Source organism: Streptomyces sp. NPDC029159 (assembly GCF_055564055.1).
Genome location: NZ_JBVHWT010000013.1, coordinates 67,790 through 85,954 on the forward strand (window position 1 = coordinate 67,790; position 18,165 = coordinate 85,954).

11 protein-coding genes are annotated in these 18,165 nt (G+C 70.5%); 2 read left to right on the plus strand and 9 right to left on the minus strand.

The features are described from left to right. Window positions 1-31 precede the first annotated feature (31 nt). Together ACZ4U4_RS23520 and ACZ4U4_RS23525 are read right to left on the minus strand one after the other, a co-directional pair. Window positions 32-2,968 (minus strand): FAD-binding and (Fe-S)-binding domain-containing protein, encoded by a 2,937-nt coding sequence (locus ACZ4U4_RS23520; RefSeq protein WP_467877663.1) that lies wholly within the window; start codon window positions 2,966-2,968, stop codon window positions 32-34. A 53-nt stretch (window positions 2,969-3,021) separates the two neighbouring features. Next, window positions 3,022-3,528 (minus strand): MarR family winged helix-turn-helix transcriptional regulator, encoded by a 507-nt coding sequence (locus ACZ4U4_RS23525; RefSeq protein ID WP_467877666.1) that lies wholly within the window; start codon window positions 3,526-3,528, stop codon window positions 3,022-3,024. 103 nt (window positions 3,529-3,631) lie between these two features. Between ACZ4U4_RS23525 and ACZ4U4_RS23530 the strand changes: the two genes are divergently transcribed. Together ACZ4U4_RS23530 and ACZ4U4_RS23535 are read left to right on the plus strand one after the other, a co-directional pair. Next, window positions 3,632-5,506 (plus strand): ABC transporter ATP-binding protein, encoded by a 1,875-nt coding sequence (locus ACZ4U4_RS23530; RefSeq protein WP_467877668.1) that lies wholly within the window; start codon window positions 3,632-3,634, stop codon window positions 5,504-5,506. Between the two features lie 582 nt (window positions 5,507-6,088). Next, window positions 6,089-7,426: an MFS transporter gene (locus ACZ4U4_RS23535; protein WP_467877671.1), complete on the plus strand. Its 1,338-nt coding sequence runs from the start codon at window positions 6,089-6,091 to the stop codon at window positions 7,424-7,426. A gap of 576 nt (window positions 7,427-8,002) precedes the next feature. On the opposite strand, the gene ACZ4U4_RS23540 is transcribed toward ACZ4U4_RS23535, so the two are convergent. The 7 genes from ACZ4U4_RS23540 to eccCa form a co-directional block, all read right to left on the minus strand. Next, entirely contained in the window at window positions 8,003-8,647 is a 645-nt protein-coding gene (locus ACZ4U4_RS23540; RefSeq protein WP_467877673.1) for a hypothetical protein, read from the minus strand. Window positions 8,648-8,656: 9 nt separating this feature from the next. Further along, complete coding sequence (locus ACZ4U4_RS23545) at window positions 8,657-11,188, minus strand: hypothetical protein (protein WP_467877675.1); 2,532 nt, start codon at window positions 11,186-11,188, stop codon at window positions 8,657-8,659. Next, on the minus strand, window positions 11,185-11,637 hold the full coding sequence (locus ACZ4U4_RS23550; RefSeq protein WP_467877677.1) for a DUF6507 family protein: 453 nt from the start codon (window positions 11,635-11,637) through the stop codon (window positions 11,185-11,187). The genes ACZ4U4_RS23545 and ACZ4U4_RS23550 overlap by 4 nt, the downstream gene beginning before the upstream one ends. A 138-nt stretch (window positions 11,638-11,775) precedes the next feature. Then, window positions 11,776-12,087 carry a pore-forming ESAT-6 family protein gene (locus tag ACZ4U4_RS23555; protein ID WP_467877680.1) on the minus strand — a complete coding sequence of 104 codons (312 nt, stop codon included), beginning with the start codon at window positions 12,085-12,087 and terminating at the stop codon, window positions 11,776-11,778. A 47-nt stretch (window positions 12,088-12,134) separates the two neighbouring features. Next, window positions 12,135-12,467 (minus strand): hypothetical protein, encoded by a 333-nt coding sequence (locus ACZ4U4_RS23560; protein ID WP_467877682.1) that lies wholly within the window; start codon window positions 12,465-12,467, stop codon window positions 12,135-12,137. Between the two features lie 193 nt (window positions 12,468-12,660). Then, window positions 12,661-14,073, minus strand: a complete 1,413-nt coding sequence (locus ACZ4U4_RS23565; protein ID WP_467877684.1) for a DUF6177 family protein — start codon at window positions 14,071-14,073, stop codon at window positions 12,661-12,663. 86 nt (window positions 14,074-14,159) lie between these two features. After that, window positions 14,160-18,134 (minus strand): type VII secretion protein EccCa, encoded by a 3,975-nt coding sequence (eccCa, locus tag ACZ4U4_RS23570; protein ID WP_467877686.1) that lies wholly within the window; start codon window positions 18,132-18,134, stop codon window positions 14,160-14,162. Window positions 18,135-18,165: the final 31 nt, after the last annotated feature.

Below are 18,165 nucleotides of genomic sequence, written 5' to 3' on the forward strand. Positions count from 1 at the left end.
GCCCGCCCCCACAGGGCACGCACCCCGCGCTTCAGCTGCCGTCCGGCCGCGTCGCCCGCTCCAGCTCCGTCAGCACCGAGCGGTAGCGCGGCGTACCGAGCGCGTGGTCCATGCCGACCTCGCACATCCGGTTCGCCGACAGATACGCGTCCCACTCCCGGGCGGCGACCTCGGCGGCCTCCAGGGCGGTCGCCGACTCCGTCAGCTCCCGGTGCAGCATCCCGCGGTCCCCGGCGAACGCGCAGCACCCCGCGTCGTCCGGCACCACCACCTCCGCCGCGCACGCCTCGGCCACCTGCCGCAGCTCCGCCTCGTCGCCGAGGTGCTGCATGGAGCAGGTGGGGTGGAGCACCGCGGAGCCGGTACGGCGGTGGATCTCCAGGCGGGGCAGCAGCTCGTGGGCGGCCCACACCACCGAGTCGACGACGGTCAGCTCCGCGTGCAGGGCGCGGTTGGCGGGCGTCAGATACGGCACCACCTCCCGGGCGATGCCGAGCGTGCAGGACGAGGCGTCGACGACCAGCGGCAGCCGTCCGCCCGCGGTCCAGCCCCAGGCCGCCTCGACGATGCGGTTGGCCATCACCACGGTGCCCCGGTCGTAGCCCTTGGAGTGCCAGATCGTGGCGCAGCACGTACCGGTGACGTCCGGCGGGATCCACACCGGCGTACCGGCCCGCCGCGCCAGCGTCACCACCGCCTCCGGCAGCGACGGACCCGTATCGCCCGCCGGGCCGCCGAAGATGCGGTTGACGCACGCGGGGTAGTAGACCGCGGTGGCGGTCGTCCGCCCGGTGGCGGGCAGTTCCCGGGCCGCGGCGCCGGGGAGCTGCGGCAGCCAGCGCGGGACGAGATCGGGGCGGACGGCCTTGCGGGCGGCGTCGGTGACCCGTTCCAGCAGCCGGTCGTCGAGGTGCCCGGCGGCGGCCACGGCCAGCCGCGCGGCGCGTTCGACGCGGCCGAAGTGCCGGGCCGCCAGCGCCGCCGCCCGCTCCTCGCGCGGTGAGTGCCGCCGGTGGCGGAAGTCCTTCATCAGCGCACCGGTGTCGATCCCCACCGGACAGGCCAGCTTGCAGGTCGAATCGCCCGCGCAGGTGTCGACGGCGTCGTAGCCGTACGCGTCGAGCAGTGCGTCGGTGACCCGGGAGACGGGCGGCTGCCGCAGCATCTCGCGGCGCAGCACGATGCGTTGCCGGGGTGTGGTCGTCAGGTCCTCGCTGGGGCAGGTCGGTTCGCAGAAGCCGCACTCGATGCACGGGTCGGCGATCGCCTCGACGGTGGGGATGGTCTTCAGGCCGCGCAGATGCGCCTTCGGGTCGCGGTCGAGGAGGACGCGCGGGGCGAGGATGCCGTGCGGGTCGAGCGTGCGCTTGATCCGCCACATCAACTCCGTGGCGCGCGGCCCCCATTCGCGCTCCAGGAACGGCGCGATGTTCCGCCCGGTGGCGTGTTCCGCCTTGAGGGCGCCGTCGAACCGGTCGGTGACCAGCGTGCAGAACGCGTCCATGAAGGCGGCGTAGCGGGCCACGTCGTCGGGGCGGGCGGCGTCGAAGGCGAGCAGGAAGTGGAGGTTGCCGTGGGCGGCGTGCCCGGCGACCGCCGCGTCGAAGCCGTGCCGTTCCTGGAGCTCCAGCAGCGCCGTACAGGCATCGGCGAGCCGGTCCGGCGGCACCGCGAAGTCCTCGGTGAGCAGCGTGGTGCCGGACGGCCGGGAGCCGCCGACCGCCGTCACGAACGCCTTACGGGCCTTCCAGTAGCCGCCGATCACCGCAGGGTCACGGGTGAAGGCGTTGGTGACGGAGGCGACCGGTGCGACCAGCTCCACCCCTTCCAGCAGTTGCGAGGCGGCCGTCAGCTGTGCGGCGGCCGCCTCCTCGTCGGACTCCCGGAACTCCACCAGCAGCGCGGTGATCTCCTTCGGCAGCTGCGCCCAGTCGGCCGGCACCCCGGCCACGCTCACCGACGCCCGCAGCGTGTTGCCGTCCATCAGCTCCACCGCCCGCGCGCCGGCGCCGTTGAAGCCGGGGACGGCGGCGGCCGCGGCGCGCAGCGTGGGGAAGAACAGCAGCGCGGTCACCGGGTACCGCTCCAGCGGCAGCGTGTCGAAGACGGTCTCGGCGACGAAGGCGAGCGTGCCCTCCGAGCCGACCGCCAGACCCCGCAGGATCTCGGTGGGCGTCGTGCCGTCCAGGAACGCGTCGAGGCGGTAGCCGTTGGTGTTCTTCAGCGTGTACTTGGCACGGATCCGGGCCACCAGCTCCGCGTCCGCCTCGATCGTCGACTTGATCCGCAGCAGCCCGGCGCACAGCTCCGGCTCGGCGTGCGCCAGCCGGTCGTCGGCGTCCGGCTCACCGGTGTCGACGAGCGTGCCGGACGGCAGCACGAGGGTCACCGACGCCAGCGTCCGGTAGGAGTTACGGGTGGTCCCGGCGGTCATCCCCGACGCGTTGTTGGCGACCACCCCGCCGAGGGTGCAGGCGATGGCGCTGGCCGGGTCGGGGCCGAGCACCCGGCCGTGGCGGGCGAGCGCCGCGTTGGCCCGCAACACCGTCGTCCCGGGCCGGATCCGGGCGCGGGCGCCGCCGTCCAGCACCTCCACGCCCCGCCAGTGCCGCCGCACGTCGACGAGGATGTCCTCGCCCTGCGCCTGCCCGTTCAGGGACGTCCCGGCCGCCCGCAGCACGACATGGCGGCCCTTGCCGTGCGCGTAGGAGAAGACGGCGGAGATGTCGTCGATGTCCTCGGCGAGCACGACGACCTGCGGGACGAAGCGGTACGGGCTGGCGTCGGAGGCGTAGCGGACGAGGTCGGAGACGGTGTGCAGCACCTTGTCCGCGCCGAGGAGCGCGACCAGGTCGCCGCGGAGCGGCTCCGGGGTGCCGCCCGCGCGCTCCGGAGGGACCCGGTCCGGGGCGGCGCCGCCGGTCGGGGCGGGCCGCAGGGCCTCCGGTTCCGGCTCCAGCAGGGGCATGGGACTCCTCCGGTCGGCTCGTGCCCGGCCCGCCGGGCGGACGGCGGGACGGCTCAGCGGTGCGGGCCCTCCCGGTCGACCAGGGTGGCCAGCAGGCCGCCGAGCGTGTCGCGCTGCTCGGTGCTCAACGGGGCCAGGATGTCCTCCGCGGCGCTGCGGCGCGCGCTGCGCAGCGCGTCGAGCGTGGCGCGCCCCGTGCCGGTCAGCTCGACCCGGACCACCCGGCGGTTGGCGGGATCGGGGACCCGGCGCACCGCGTCCTGTTCCTCCAGGGCGTCGACCAGTGTGGTCACCGCGCGGGGCACCACCTCCAGGCGCGCGGCGAGGTCGGCCATCCGGGGCGGGGCGTCGCCGTAATGGGCCACCATCCGCAGCAGCCGCGACTGGGCGGGGGTGAAGGCGAGGTCGAGCTGCGCCATGCGGTGCTTCTGGGCGCGCTGCATCCGGCGGGTGAGGCGGACCAGCTGCTCGGCGACGTTCGCGCCGCCGGGCGCGGGCTCGGCCACCGGATCGGTCGCCCGGGCCGGGTCCGGCGCGGGCATCGGGTCGGAAGAGGGCATGGCCGGAGACTATCAGGACCAGGCTCATTATGAGCTTAGGTAACAATCAGCTAGGCTCCCGGAAAATCCACCGAACGCGCCCCCGACACCTTCGAAGGAGCCCATGCGCCGCGACGAACCCGAGTGGACCCCGCCCGCCAAGGACCCGGACGCCCCGGACCAGCCGGTCCAGCTCCGGCGGATCCTCGCCCTCTTCCGCCCCTACCGCACCCGGCTGGCCACCGTCGGCCTGCTGGTCGCCGCCTCCTCGCTGGTCTCGGTGGCCGGACCGTTCCTGCTGCGCGAGATCCTCGACGTGGCGATCCCCGGGCGCCGCACCGGCCTGCTCACCCTGCTCGCCCTCGGCATGATCCTCGCCGCCGTGACCACCAGCGTCTTCGGCGTCCTGCAGACCCTGCTGTCCACCACCGTCGGCCAGCGCGTCATGCACGATCTGCGCACCTCGGTCTACGCGAAGCTCCAGCGGATGCCGCTGGCGTTCTTCACCCGCACCCGCACCGGCGAGGTGCAGTCCCGGATCGCCAACGACATCGGCGGCATGCAGGCCACGGTCACCTCCACCGCCACCTCGCTGGTCTCCAACCTCACCTCGGTGGTCGCCACCGTCGTCGCGATGCTCGCCCTCGACTGGCGGCTGACCTGCGTCTCACTGCTGCTGCTCCCGCTCTTCGTCGGGATCAGCCGCCGGGTCGGCAACGAACGCAAACGGATCACCTCGCAGCGCCAGAAGCAGATGGCCGCGATGTCCGCCATGGTCACCGAGTCCCTCTCGGTCAGCGGCATCCTGCTGGGCCGCACCATGGGCCGTGCCGACTCCCTCACCCGCAACTTCGCCGACGAGTCCGAGCGGCTGGTCGGCCTGGAGATCCGCTCCAGCATGGCCGGACGCTGGCGGATGGCCACCATCGGCATCGTCATGGCCGCCATGCCCGCACTCATCTACTGGGCCGCCGGACTCGTCCTGCAACTCGGCGGCCCCGCCTTCTCCCTCGGCACCCTCGTCGCCTTCGTCACCCTTCAGCAGGGCCTGCTGCGCCCCACCGTCTCGCTGCTCTCCACCGGCGTGCAGATGCAGACCTCCCTCGCGCTCTTCCAGCGGATCTTCGAATACCTCGACCTGCCGGTCCCGCTGGCCGAACCGGAGCGCCCCGTCCACCTCCCCACACCCCGCGGCGACCTCCGCTTCGAGAACGTCTCCTTCGCCTACGACACCGCCGCCGCGCCCACCCTGAGCGAGATCGACCTCACCGTCCCGGCGGGCAGCAGCCTCGCCGTCGTCGGCGCCACCGGCAGCGGCAAGAGCACCCTGAGCTACCTCGTCCCACGGCTGTACGACGTGAGCGCCGGCCGGGTCACCCTGGACGGCACCGACGTCCGCGACCTCGGCTTCGACACCCTCGCCCGCGCGATCGGCGTCGTCTCCCAGGAGACCTACCTCTTCCACGCCTCGGTCGCCGAGAACCTGCGGTTCGCCAAGCCCGACGCGAGCGACGAGGAGATCGAACGCGCCGCCCGCGCCGCCCAGATCCACGACCACATCGCCGCCCTGCCCGACGGCTACGACACCCTCGTCGGCGAGCGCGGCTACCGCTTCTCCGGCGGCGAGAAGCAGCGGCTGGCGCTGGCCCGCACCATCCTGCGCGACCCGCCGGTCCTCGTCCTCGACGAGGCGACCAGCGCGCTCGACACCCGCACCGAACACGCCGTCCAGCAGGCCATCGACGCGCTCAGTGCGGGCCGCACCACGGTCACCATCGCCCACCGGCTCTCCACCGTCCGCGACGCCGACCAGATCGTCGTCCTCGACCGCGGCCGGATCGCCGAACGCGGCACCCACGCCGAACTCCTCGCCGCCGACGGCCGCTACGCCGCGCTGCTGCGCCGCGACGCCCACCGCGCACCCGACGGCGATCCGGGTGATCCATCCCTCACCACCAGCGGCGATCTACCGGTGCCACAACAAGTGACTCGCGGGTAGGGTCGGGCGCGCGGCGGCCGGTTCAACGGTCGGGGCGGCCGCCGCACCCCTCCCCGCGCCGTCGCCCGGCGCCGCGCTGGTACGCCTCTCACCGCTCTCCTCAGGGTGCGCACCCCGGTGCAACTCCCCGGCACCTTCCGGTGTTTCCTTCGATGAACGACACGGCGACGAGCGCGTGGACCGGCCCGCCGCCCCGGAGTTCATTGCCGTTTCCTTTCGTCCTCCGCAGACCCTGGCGGACAGCCGTCCGACCGGTACATGATCGCGGGGCGTACCGGCCCCCACCGGAAGCACCGGCGGAAGGCGAGCGGGACGGCAACGCCACAGCACACACGCAGGATCGAGCGGAGGACCATGTCGAGCGCGGAACACACCGAACCCCTGACGAAGGGCGCGCCCGGCCGCTCGGCGTCCCCGATGCGCCAACTCGCCGCCGCCTCCGGTCGGGGCGATGCTGACTGTTCACTCCTTGCCTGAGGAGGCATCAGGGCTGACGCCGGGGGCTGAGGCGTGTGAGGGGCGACCACTGGAGAGGCCGGCGCGGCGCAATTGCCGTGTGCGAAGACGGGGAGATGTGTGATCATGACAGCTTTCAGGGAACAACCCGCGTGTGAGGGCGGGCCGGATTCCTCTACTGAGGGGCCTCACATCGGCGCCCTGACCCCTCCGGCGCGTCCTGTACGGCAGTTGCTCGCCGCCTCGGTCGGCAATGCGGTCGAATGGTTTGATTGGTACACCTATACCTTCCTTGCCACGTACATCGCCGCGCAGATCTTCCCCAAGAGCGCGGCGAATTCGCTGGTGCCGCTGCTCGCGACGTTCGCGGTTTTCGCGGTGGGGTTCTTCATGCGGCCCGTCGGCGGGCTGCTGATGGGCGCGGTCGCTGACCGGCGCGGGCGTCGTGCGGCGCTGACGGTGACCATTCTGCTGATGGGGGGCAGCAGCCTCCTGGTGGGGCTGACGCCGACATACGCCGCAGCCGGAGTCCTCGCGCCGGTCATCCTCGTCCTGGCCCGGCTGCTGCAGGGGCTGTCGGTGGGCGGTGAGTTCGCTGCGTCGACCACGTTCCTCGTGGAGTCGGCCGGGCCCGGGCGGCGGGGACTCTTCTCCAGCTTCCATTACGTGTCGACGACCATCGGACAGCTCGTCGCGTCCGGCGTCGCGGCACTGCTCGTCGCGAAGCTCGCGCCCGCCACCATGGGCAGCTGGGGCTGGCGGGTCCCGTTCATGCTGGGCGCACTCCTGAGCCTCGTGGGATTCTGGGTGCGGCGCGGCGCGCACGAGACGCGCAGCGAGCAACAGACCGAGACGCCCCGGCCGGGTCTCTTCGAGGCGCTGCGACGCTATCCGCGCGAGTCGCTGCTGATCTGCGGGATCACAGCGGGCGGCACGCTCGCGTACTACACGTGGACGTCGTACCTGCCGACGTACGCCGAGCTCAACGCCGGGGTGGGGAAATCCGACGCGCTGCTGGCGGGCACCCTCTCGTTGACGTTCTTCGCCGTGCTCCAGCCCGTTGCGGGCATGGTGTCCGACCGCTTCGGGCGCAAGCCGCTACTGCTGATGTTCGGGATCGGCTTCGCCGTGCTGTGCGTGCCGCTGCTGCGCGCGCTCGACGGTTCCTTCGTCACGCTGCTGCTCGTGCAGTGCGCGGGCATGATCCTGCTGAGCGGCTTCACAGCCATCTCAGCGGCTGTGAACGCGGAGACGTTCCCGGCGCGGGTGCGCGCCGCGGGTATCGGGTTCCCTTACTCCCTCACCGTCGCCCTCTTCGGCGGCACGGCGCCCTATATCGGAACGCTGTTCAAGGACCTGGGGCAGTCCGGCCTTTTCCCCGTGTACGTGGCCGTGCTGTGCCTGGTCTCCTCCGCCGTCTACCTCCGACTGCCCGAGACCGCTCACCGGCCGTTGGAGAGGTGAGAGTGCTGGGAATGGCCAGCGGGTCAGCAAGGCCTGCCCTGGGGCGCGTCTTTCAGAGGGTGAGTCGGGAGACCCGATGATCGCCTCTCAAGTGTCGTCGCGGCGCCACGAGGTCAACCGAACTCCCTGCTCATCCCATGTGTCCTCTTCGCGGAGAGAAGCGATGGAGCTGTCGAAGAACTTTCGGGACTTCAAGGCCCCGTTGGGGTGCCACTCCTTGAATTCACCGACAGCTTGGCCGTCCCGGACAACCCCCTCTGTTCGCGCGGAAGGGAGCTCGCCTTCCATGACTGTGTCCGTCCGCGCGTTCCGCCGTTGGCTGTCCGATGCCCTCGCCGAGGTCAGCGAGCGATGAGCCGCTGGGCCTTGAGGTGCCACTGGTTGGTCAGTGATCAGGGCGACCGTTCGCCGGCAATGTTGTGGTGTGCCTCGGTGGGCGGCAGCACGAGCATACTGCGCAGGCTCATGCGGGCTGGATTGAAAGGGGATCGGTTTCGGAGTCATGAATGGCTACGAAGTGATGCTGCTCTGCTGTCCGCCCTCGACCTGCCGACAACACCCCTGGAAGCGAGGGGGTCAGAGCAGGTCGGTCAGGTCAGGGCCGCGCCCATCGATGATGTCGGGGGCCTTGACCCCGTAGCCTTCGGCAACCCCGAAATAGGTCGGCTCGCCAGGCTCGGCTGCAACCCCCAGCAATCCATCCAAGCTGCGCAATGCTGCCGCTAGGCGTGGGGCATTCTGTGCGTGCACGGCGGGATGCGGCCTCCCCTGGAAATCACATGAGCCCCACACGTCATGGAAAACCGAGAGTTCCGCCGAGGGGCCGATGGAGTCGGGAGATACGCTGATTTCGACCAGGCCAGGTTCACGATGACGGTTCCCTTCAGCGTCGAGCCAGATGCCGGAACCGACCACCGAAATCTCCGACATCTCCGCTGACGGGTAGCCGGCCGGTTGACATGCCCGCATCTGTCCGGCGAGTCCGGCGTCGTCCAGGGAGCGCCCCACGATGTCGAGGCGACTGTGGATGCCGAGCCCTCCCTTGCCCACTTCGAACCAGCTCCACTCCAAGGAAACGGGTTCCAGCAGTTCTTTTGACTGCAGGAGGGCGGACATGCGTGCGGCCGTCTCAAGAGCTGATTCCAGCCCTGACGAGGTGACGTCCTCAAGATCCCAGAACCATGAGCCGCATTCTCTCGGTGCGCGCATCAGAATTGGCATGGAACTTCCTTACGGTGTAGTTGCATTGGTCGGGAAGACGGTGAGAGAGCCGTCTTGGAATCTTAGCTCGAAGGAAGCATTGGTCCGATCCGCAGCCCTCTGGACGGCGTTCAATGCTCGCTCCGTCAATGCTCCCTTGGTGTCGCCGATGTCGAGAATCGCAACCTTCACCTTCACGCCAGGCCCTGCCAATTGCATCTTTGCGATCTTCGTTACTGCCGACTTGATTCCGTTGGCGCTCTGTAGGTCTTTGAGTTGAGCGCCGTACTCGATGCCGTTCTCGGACCTGACCAGAACATCCAAATCAAGGTTTTGTTTTGGGAGCTTCAGCTCAAATTCTATGTTGCCTACGTTTTTGGCCTGCAGTTCAGCGGCGTGATCCAGTGCCTGATGAACAGCTGGCATCATGTCTTTCTGCTTCACCTGGAAGATCAGGTCCTTATACCCCGGGAAGCTGGAGAATCGTCCGCTGGCGATGTACTCAGCGACAGATGCACCGTATCCCGACTTTCGGAGCTGGGTCAGCATTCGCTCCTGATCTACTGGAGGAACCTTCGACTCGGCCAGAGCCGCTGTGACGGCTTCTTCCTGCTCGGGAGCCATCTTGCCCAGGGGCTGTTGCGCAACGCTATCGCCCTGCAGATGCACGGGAGGCTGCTCATCAGGGGTGCTTGGCCCGGATGCCCCGTGAACGTCGTCGCCTGAGCCGCCGCCATTTGTTGAGCCGACGTCGGACGGATCCGTCTCGCCATGGCCGCTGTATGACTCGTTCCCGTGACTCCGTTGGTGTGGGACGCCCCGCGCATCTCCAGTGCCGTGGCCTTCCTCGGCGGGCGCGGGGTCCGTGGATCGGCCGCCGCCACCGGCCGGGTTGTTGTCCAGGCTGTTGGCGGGCATGTGGTTGCCCGTGTTGCTGCCCGGGGCGTTGTGGTCGGTAGCGCGGCCGGTGGGGGTGTTATCGCCTGGCCCGGTCCTGCCGTGCCCCGTGTTGTCGCCTACTCGCACCGGGTCGGAGGTGCCCGAGTCAAGGCGTGTGATGCCCTCGTATCGTCCGCCGACGCCGGCAAGGACCGGCTGGCTCTGGTGGGCGGGGGCCTCGATCCGCGGGCTGTCCGCGCCTGTGGCCGCTTGGGCGGGCTTGTTCTTGGGGGCGTCGTCGGCGTGCTGGAGGAGGTTGCCGTCCTTGCTGTAGAGGTTGCCGGCGGCGTCCGTGTAGTTCCCGGTGAAGGGGTCCTTGACGGTGTGGGGCGGGAGGACGGTCGTGCCCTCGGGCAGTGTGATGTTGCCGTCCGGGAGCTTGGTGGCCCCTTCCGGGACGGCGGTGTCCTTGGGCAGCTGGATCGTGCCGTCGGACATTTTGACGGCGCCCTCGGGTAGGGCGAAGGCGCCTTCGGAGATCTTGGGGATGGTGAAGTGGCCGGCGTCTTTGAGGTGGGCCATGACGGTGCTGATCTTCGATACCCCTGCGCCTGCGCCTTTGAAGACGTAGGTCATCGGGTCGATGGCTTTGCCCGCCTTGCCGGCGATGGACACGACCTTGGCTGCGGCGCCGGCTTTGCCTGCGCCTGATGCGGTGGCGCCGGCGCCTTCGGTGAAGATGGCGGTCAGGACGTTGAAGGTGACCGCGCCGGCGGCCCGGGGGGCGTTCGACTCCCATTGGTCCCAGGCCACGAGGGCCTTTCCGGTTTCCTTCATCGCGGTGCGGGAGTCCCGTAGCCAGGAGGGGAGTTTGTCGCCCGGGATCGCCAGGAAGGCGGGGCCTATGAGGGGCATGGTGGTGATCGAGACGCCGGTGGCGAGCTTGGCCAGGCCGGTCCATGCCTGGCCGGCGGCGTCCCAGCCGTCGACGCAGAGCAGGGTGCCCAGGCCCCTGATGGTGCCCCATACGCCGTCGACGATGACGCCTTTGCCGAAGTCGTAGGCGTGTCTCCACACCTTCCACCACGGGACGGATTCCTCGACCGCGTCGCCCCAGGGCAGGTGCTTGGACTGTTTGAGGGCTTCGGCGTCGTAGCCGTAGCCCGTCGTGTGGGAGCCGTCGATCGCGTGCAGTTTCTTGCCGCCGACCAGGGCGACGATCTTGGCGTGGCAGTTGCGTTCGGCTGCCTGGAATGCGGTCCAGACCTCGGCGATCTTGTTGCGGCGGCTGAGGTTTTCGTCGGTCAGGTCGCCGTCCTCGCGCCAGTCGTCGTCGCCCGCGACCTGGTGGCGGAAAGTGGCGGCGTCCCGCTTGAGTTGATCGAGCTGCTTGACCAGCGGAGTGATCTCGCGGGCATAGGTGCCAAGCGCTCTGGCGATGACGCGTACGTCCGTACTGACGTCGTGGGCCTTGTCCGCGACGGGCTTGGTGACGGCGAACAGCTGCTCCGCCTCGGGCGCCTTGTAGAAGGCGGACAGTCCGCCGAAGGACGTGTGGACGTCCGAGCCGGCGGTCCGGACCTTGGGAGCGCTGTGGGAGAGCGACTTCACCTTGGATTCGAGAAGGTCCAGATCACCGGTGAAGACCGGTACCTCGGCCGGGTCGACCGGAGCGTCACTCACTTCTTCCCCCCGAAGCCCTTCAGCGCATCCACCCGCACAGCCCGGGCGGCGTTCTGGGCGTTCCTGGCCGCCTCCAGATCGCCCTCGACGTACTCATTGGTGGCTTTCGCCGCGCCCAGGACGGCGGCCTGGCAGCGGTCGGCCATCGCCTTGAAGTCCGACTGGCGTTCCTTCGCGTACTCGGCCAAGGCCGCGGCGACCGGCCCCGCCGCGCCGTGCGGCACGAGGCCGGGTGCCACCGGCCCTACCGGCTTGTACCCCGCCGGCACCGGCTGCCCGCTCGGCAGCACCTGGGCCTGGGAGCCCGGCACGGCCGTACCTGCCGCCTGTGCCGCCTCTTGCATATCCGCGAGCAGCTTACGGAGGACCTTCCCGAGGCCCTCGGCATGCGTGCCGACCACCTTCAACTGGCCCTGCACACCCTGCGGCTGAATGTCCCACGACGCCATGAACGCCCCCGCCTCCTGCATACCTCTCTGCCGCGCCGCGCAGCCACCAACCCGCGCGATACGCCCCCTCACAGCTGACAACAACCCGCTGGCGCACCGTGAAGACTGCTTCTTCTGCCGGTGCGCGCCGGGGCTCGTTCAGCCGATGTTGTCGACCGCGGACTTCGCGCGTTGGAGCGTGTGGTGGGCGGTCGCGTCGTTCTTCTCCAGCGTGGTCTTGAGCAGGTGGATGATGCTCTTGACCTCCTGCGAGGCGCGGTTCCAGCGCACCTCCTTGCCGTGGTACTCGTCGGCGACGCCGTCGGCCGTGAAATCCGCCATGGCGTGCTTCACCTGCGCGTCACGCGCCGCGATCACCTGCTCCAGGCGGGCGATCACAGCCTGGATGTTGCCCTGCGCCTCCGTCGATGCGCCCGAGTCGTACGAGCGGCGGTCCTTGCCGGCAGTCATCACAATCCTCCCCGTTGAGATCTGAGTACGCGCCCTTGATGGGGCTGTCAGCGGCCCGAGAAGCGGGCCGCGTCGAAGTTGGCCGCTGCCATCTGCGTCCGGGCGTTGTCGGCCTGCTCCTGGACGCCGGAGCTGAACGCCGTCTCCATGCCCGACTGGCCGCCCACGATGCCGGCCAGCGCACTGTTCAGCTCCGCGGCGATCTCGTCCGCGTGCGACTTGAACGCATCGAAGGCCGCCTTGCCGGAGCCGTTGAACTTGCCCTCCAGCGGCTGGGCCGCCTGTACGAGCTGGCGGATCAACGTCCCCAGTTCCGTGCTCGAACCCTGCGACCGGGACTTCAGCGTCGAGAGCGTCTGCGCTCCCATGTCGAACTTCATCCGGCTCCCCCTGCTGAACTTGGCGATCGTTTGTACGGTTATGCCTATCAAGTGCGGATCGCTGGTGCAATCTGCTATCCCGATGCTACGACCGGGGTGTGACAACGGCTCAGAGCCCCCGGCCGACTGCCTGCCGCCGAAGCGTGGCCGGGCAGGGAGGCCGAAGCGTCGGCCCCGCCGGGTCCAGGTGCGCTCACTCGCCCTTCAGATGCCGCATCAGGCGCTCGAAGTCCTGCCAACCCGACAGGTCCGACGGGTCTCCCGGCAGCGGGTAGTACATCGCGGGGTGAGTCTTCGGGCCGAGGGGGAGAGGCGGCTCGGACAGCGGGGTGCGCCGGGCGCGGTCGTCGGGCATCCGGCGCACCTCCTCCGCACCGAGGACGAAGGCGAGGGGGACTCCCGGGCCTTCGAAGCGGGGCGGTACCGCGAGGTCGCGGCGGGCTTTGCGGAGCTGGACGAGCATCGACTGGAGGCGGTGGCGGGTGGCCAGCAGCTCCGCCGCCCGGGGCAAGGCGTCCACCGGCGGCTCTTCGTCGGGGCCGTAGCCGAACATCAGCGTGACGTCTTCCTCCACGCCCGCCGTCGTCCGGCTGATACGCACCGTGGCAAGGCCCGGCCGGTCCGGACCGCCGACCACCACGCACCACGTCGGCTCGGGCGCCCGCTCGTGGGCGAGGTCGGTGATCTGCCGCGGTGACCAGGGGAGATTGGCGGGCTCCGCGGTTCCCCATCCGGCCGGGGGCGCGCCGGTCAGCTCGCGCCATATCGACTCCAGGGCGCCGCCTAGGACCAGACGGTCGTCCGCGGGGTGGACGGTGCGGAAGGTCACGGCCAGCTGATGTTCACCGGTGACCGCCACGTCCTGGTAGGAGGCGGCCACCGGGGTGTGCGGGTCGTCGGCGGTGGCTTCGGCCGAGGCCACGGGGGCGAACATGCCGTCCTGCCAGCGCAGTACGGCTCCGGTCAGTCCGTCGTAGTAGCCGTCGTGTTCGTCGCGTACGACCCAGCGGGAGGGCCAGGTGCTGAGGCTGTCGCGGATGGCCGGGGAGAGCATGGTTCCGGGTGGGGTGACGATCTGGAGGCCGAGCTCTGCGGTGGCGGCGGCGCGGTACGCGTCGGAGAGCCAGGCCGTCATGGCGACCACCGGGCGGTCCTGGATGACGACGGCGACCTTGTCGGTGAGGACGTCGATGGCGGGTTGCCCTTCAGCGGGCGCTGCGCTCACGTTCTCGGTGTTCACCACGGCCAGGGAGCGTGCGGCCTCCGGTGGCCAGGCGGAGCCGTCGGCCAGTGCGGCCAGTCGGGCCGCGAAGGTGCCCGCGAGGCGCTCGGCCTGTTCGACGCCGGTGGTGGCGCGGGCTTCGGTCCACCAGTACGGAACCGGCGGCGGTGTGGCGCCGAGCAGCCGCTCGGCCTCGCCTGCGACCTGGACGAGCAGCGGGGCCTCGACGGAGACGAGCGGTCGGCCCTCGTCGTCGCAGAGCCGCACGACGGCGCCTTCGCCGGTGGTGTCCACGAGCGTGTCGGGGCCTCCGGAGAGCAGGCCGGAGAGCACGGCTCCCGGGGTGGGCATGCGCCGGGTGAGGGCGATGACGTCCTTGGTCATGGGGGCGTCCGGTCCTTCGTCGTTCGTGGCAGGTACGCCGTGCGTCTGGTTGGTCCGCGTGCGTGCGTGGGCAGGTCTCCGGTGCTTCACGCGGGGGAGCGGACGGTCTGGATGAGGCGGTTGGCATGGCCCCTACGGATGAGAACGCCGCGACCGGCCGGTTGCGGGGAGGCGTATACGCCGGGGAACAGCTGGCCCTCGCCGCGGTCGCCGGACATGACGAGGGCCGCGGAGCCCGACTCGCGCAGGCCCTGGACCACGGGTTCGTAGAGGCCACGGGAGGCGCCTGCGACGCGGCGGGTGAGGACGAAGTGGAGGCCGATGTCCACCGCGGAGGGGAGGTAGGGCAGGAAGGGGGCGAGTGGCTCCTGACCGGCGGTGGTGAGGACGTCGTAGTCGTCGACGAGGACCACGATCCGCGGACCGCCGCCCCAGCTGCCGGGCTCCAGGTCCTGCGGAGGCGTGCTGTCGTCGGGCAGCCGCTTGTCCAACACGCCGGCGATGCCGTGGGTGAGGCCCGCACAGAGTCTGGCGTTGTACGCGTAGCCGCCGTTGAACTCTTCGGGGACCGCGCCGCGCAGGGAGCGCCGGGGATCCATGACGGCGAAGACCAACTCGTCCTCGCCGTACCGCTCGATCAGGCCGTCGGCGATGGCCTTCAGCAGATTCGTCTTGCCGCACTCGCTGTCGCCGAGGATCAGCAGGTGCTGGTCATGCCGGAAGAGGTCGAGCAGAACGGGCTGGAGGGCTGTTTGGTCGAGGCCGATCGGTACGCGTCGGGGTTCGGCGGCCGGGCTCGGCAGGAGGTCGGGCCGGAGGAGGTGCGGCAGCATCCGTACCGGTGGGGCGACCTCACCGCTCCAGGTGGCGCGGATCGTGCGGGCCGTGCGCTCCAGAACGGTGCCCATGTCGCCGGTGTCGGTGAGCGAGTCCGTGCGGGGGAGCGCGACCTGTGCGAAGAGTGTGCCGTCGGTGAGGACGCGGCCGGGCTCGTCGGGTGAGAGGGTCTGGGCGAGCTTGTGGTCGATGCTGGACTCGCCGGGGTCGTTCAGGCGCAGCTCGATGCGGGTGCCGAAGTTCGACTGGACGGCGATGCGTGCGTCGTTCCAGCGGAGCATGCCCGCCACCACGTGGATGCCGTAGCCGCCGCCGCGTTTGAGGAGGTCGGCGACGTCGTCGTCCAGCTCCTCGAAGTCGTCCCGCAGCGCGCCGAATCCGTCGATGACGAGCACGATCTCGGCGGAGGCCAGCTGGGGCAACCGGCCCGCCGCGTGCAGGTCGCGCAACTGGGAGACGGAGTCGATGCCGTGTTCGCGGAAGACGTCTTCCCGGGCCGCGAGCATGGCCTGGACTTCTTCGACGGTGCGGGCGGCGCGCTCACGGTCGGCGCGGCCCGCGATGCCGCCCACATGGGGGAGGCCGGCCAGGGCCGCGAGGCCGCCGCCGACCAGATCGAGGCCGTAGACACTGACCTCCTGCGGGGTGTGGGTCAGCGCGAGCGAGAGGACGAGGGTGCGCAGGAGCGTGGTTTTGCCGGACTGCGGGCCGCCGATGACGGCGGTGTGGCCGCCCGCCACCGTCAGATCCAGGTACCACTGCCCCTGCCACTGCTTGGCCGGGTCGTCGAGGACACCGAGCGGCACCTGAAGCGGACCGCGGCGCCGGGAGAGCTGCATACCGCGCGGTCCGGCATCCAGCGGCCCGGCGACGGTGTCCAGGGCGACGGCGTCGGGCAGCGGCGGCAGCCAGATGCGGCGTACCGGGCCGGCGGCGTTCTCCAACTGCGCGACCATGACGCCCAGCTCGGTCGGCCCCGTCTCACGGCGCCGCACCGTCGGCTCCTGTGCGTCCGGGGCTTCTTCGCGGGACAGGGAGTTGTAGGTGTCGTAGAGGAGGGCGAGTGGCCCGGTCTCCTCCTCCGCCTCGCGCCGTACGGGGCCGCGGTAGGCGCCCGAGACGTAACCGGCCTTGAAGCGGTCGTAGTGGCTGGTGTCGACCTTGAGGTAGCCGAAGCCGGGGAGCGGTGGCAGGTGGAAGGCGTCGGCGGTGTCCAGGACCGTGCGGGATTCGTCGGCGGAGAAGGTGCGCAGGCCGAGCCGGTAGGAGAGATAGGTGTCCAGGCCCTTGAGGTGGCCGCCCTCGATGCGCTGGCTGGACAGCAGCAGATGCACGCCGATCGAGCGGCCGATGCGGCCTATGGACAGGAACAGGTCGATGAAGTCCGGCTTGGCGGTGAGCAGTTCGCCGAACTCGTCGATGACGACGAAGAGGTGCGGCAGCGGCTCCAGATCGGGCCGTCCGTCGGCGCGCAGCGCGGCGTAATGGCCGATGTCGGCGATGTTGCCCGCGTCCTTGAGGACCTGCTGGCGGCGTTTGACCTCGCCGGCGAGCGAGGCGTGGACACGCTCCACCAGACCGGCCTGGTTCTCCAGATTGGTGATGACGCCCGCGACGTGCGGCAGGTCCGCGAACGGCGCGAAGGTCGCACCGCCCTTGTAATCGACCAGGACCAGGGCGAGATCCTCCGGCGGGTGGGTGGCCACCAGGGCGAGGACGAGGGTGCGCAGGAGTTCGGACTTCCCCGAGCCGGTGGCGCCGACGCACAGGCCGTGCGGGCCCATGCCGAGTTCGGAGGACTCCTTCAGGTCCAGCAGCACCGGCTCGTGGGCGTCGTTGACGCCGATGGGCACACGGAGGAAGGCGCGTTCGCCGCGCGGCGCCCACAGACGCGGCAGATCGAGGTGCGCCATGTCGTCGATGCCGAGCAGACCGGCGAAGTCCACGGGCCCGGTCAGGGGGGCGTCGACGCGGGACTCGCCGGACAGGCGCAGCGGCGCCAGCATCCGGGCCAGGCCCTCGGCGAACGGGATGCCGACCTCGTCCACTGCGCCGTGGGCGAGGACCGGCTCCTGCCCGCGCAGGTCCTCGATGACCACCTGGCCGCCGTCGACGGTGATCCGGACGCTGACCTGTCCCGGCTCCTGGACCCGCTGTTCGAGCAGGTGCAGTACGGTCACGCCCATCTCGCGCAGGCCGACCGCCTCGTCGGGGCGCGGCAGCTCGACGGCGTCCTCGCCGTGCCCGTCGGCGACGACGAGGAGTCGGGACGTCATGGCCAACGCGTCGTTGCCGGACAGGCCGCGGCGCACCTCGGCCGCGTAGGAGGCGCGGCGCCGGAGTTCGGGGCCGATCTGCCGGGCGAGCTGGGGCGCGGAGGGGGCGATACGGCGAGCGGCGACGGGGCCGTCGAACTGCTCGTCGTCGAGCAGCTGCGGCAGCCACTTCGCCCACTCCCAGTCGGTGAGCCGGTCACCCGGAACGGCCAGCGCCAGCGCCACATCGTCGGGGGAGTGCAGCGCCGAGGTCTGGACGAGCAGCGCGCGCACCACGCGCAGGCAGTCCTCGCGGGGGCCGATGACGCTGACGTTGCCGACCCGGTCGAGGGGGACGGTGAGGGGGAGTTCGGTGCCGGTGCGGAAGCGGGATATCAGCGCCGACGCCTCGTTGAGCATGAAGCGGTCGGGCGGGGTGAGGACCGACGAGTCCTGCTGGGCGATCTGCACGTCCCGTACCGGCATCTCGCCGGTACCGACGCGTACGGACAGGAAGTCGGGGTCGGCGCGGCGGCGTTCCCACAGGCGCGCCGGATCGCGCACGATGTCGTAGAGCGCGGGCGGCGCTGGGTTGAGGACGTCGGCGCGCTCGCCCCGCAGGCGCTCCTCGGCGGAGAGCTCGTCGCGCAGTTCCTCCAGGTAGGCGAGGTACGCCTCGCGCTGGGTACGGCGGGTGCGCTGCGCCTTGCCGCGCTGTGAGAAGACGAGCGCGAGGGAGCCGATGACGGTGACGACGAGGATGATCGCGCCGAGCGCGGCGAACTGGCTGTTGCGGACGACCGTCATCATCACCACGGACGACATGACGCCCGCGATCGGCAGCAGCGACATCGCGATATTGCCCGCCTTCCCCTCCGGGAGGTTCGGCGGGGCCTCGATGATGCGCGCTTCGGGGACGGCCGGGGGCCTGATGGTCCGGGCCGGGCGGTGGATCAGTCGGGTACTCATCGGCGTCCGTCATTCACGGTTCGTCGTCCGT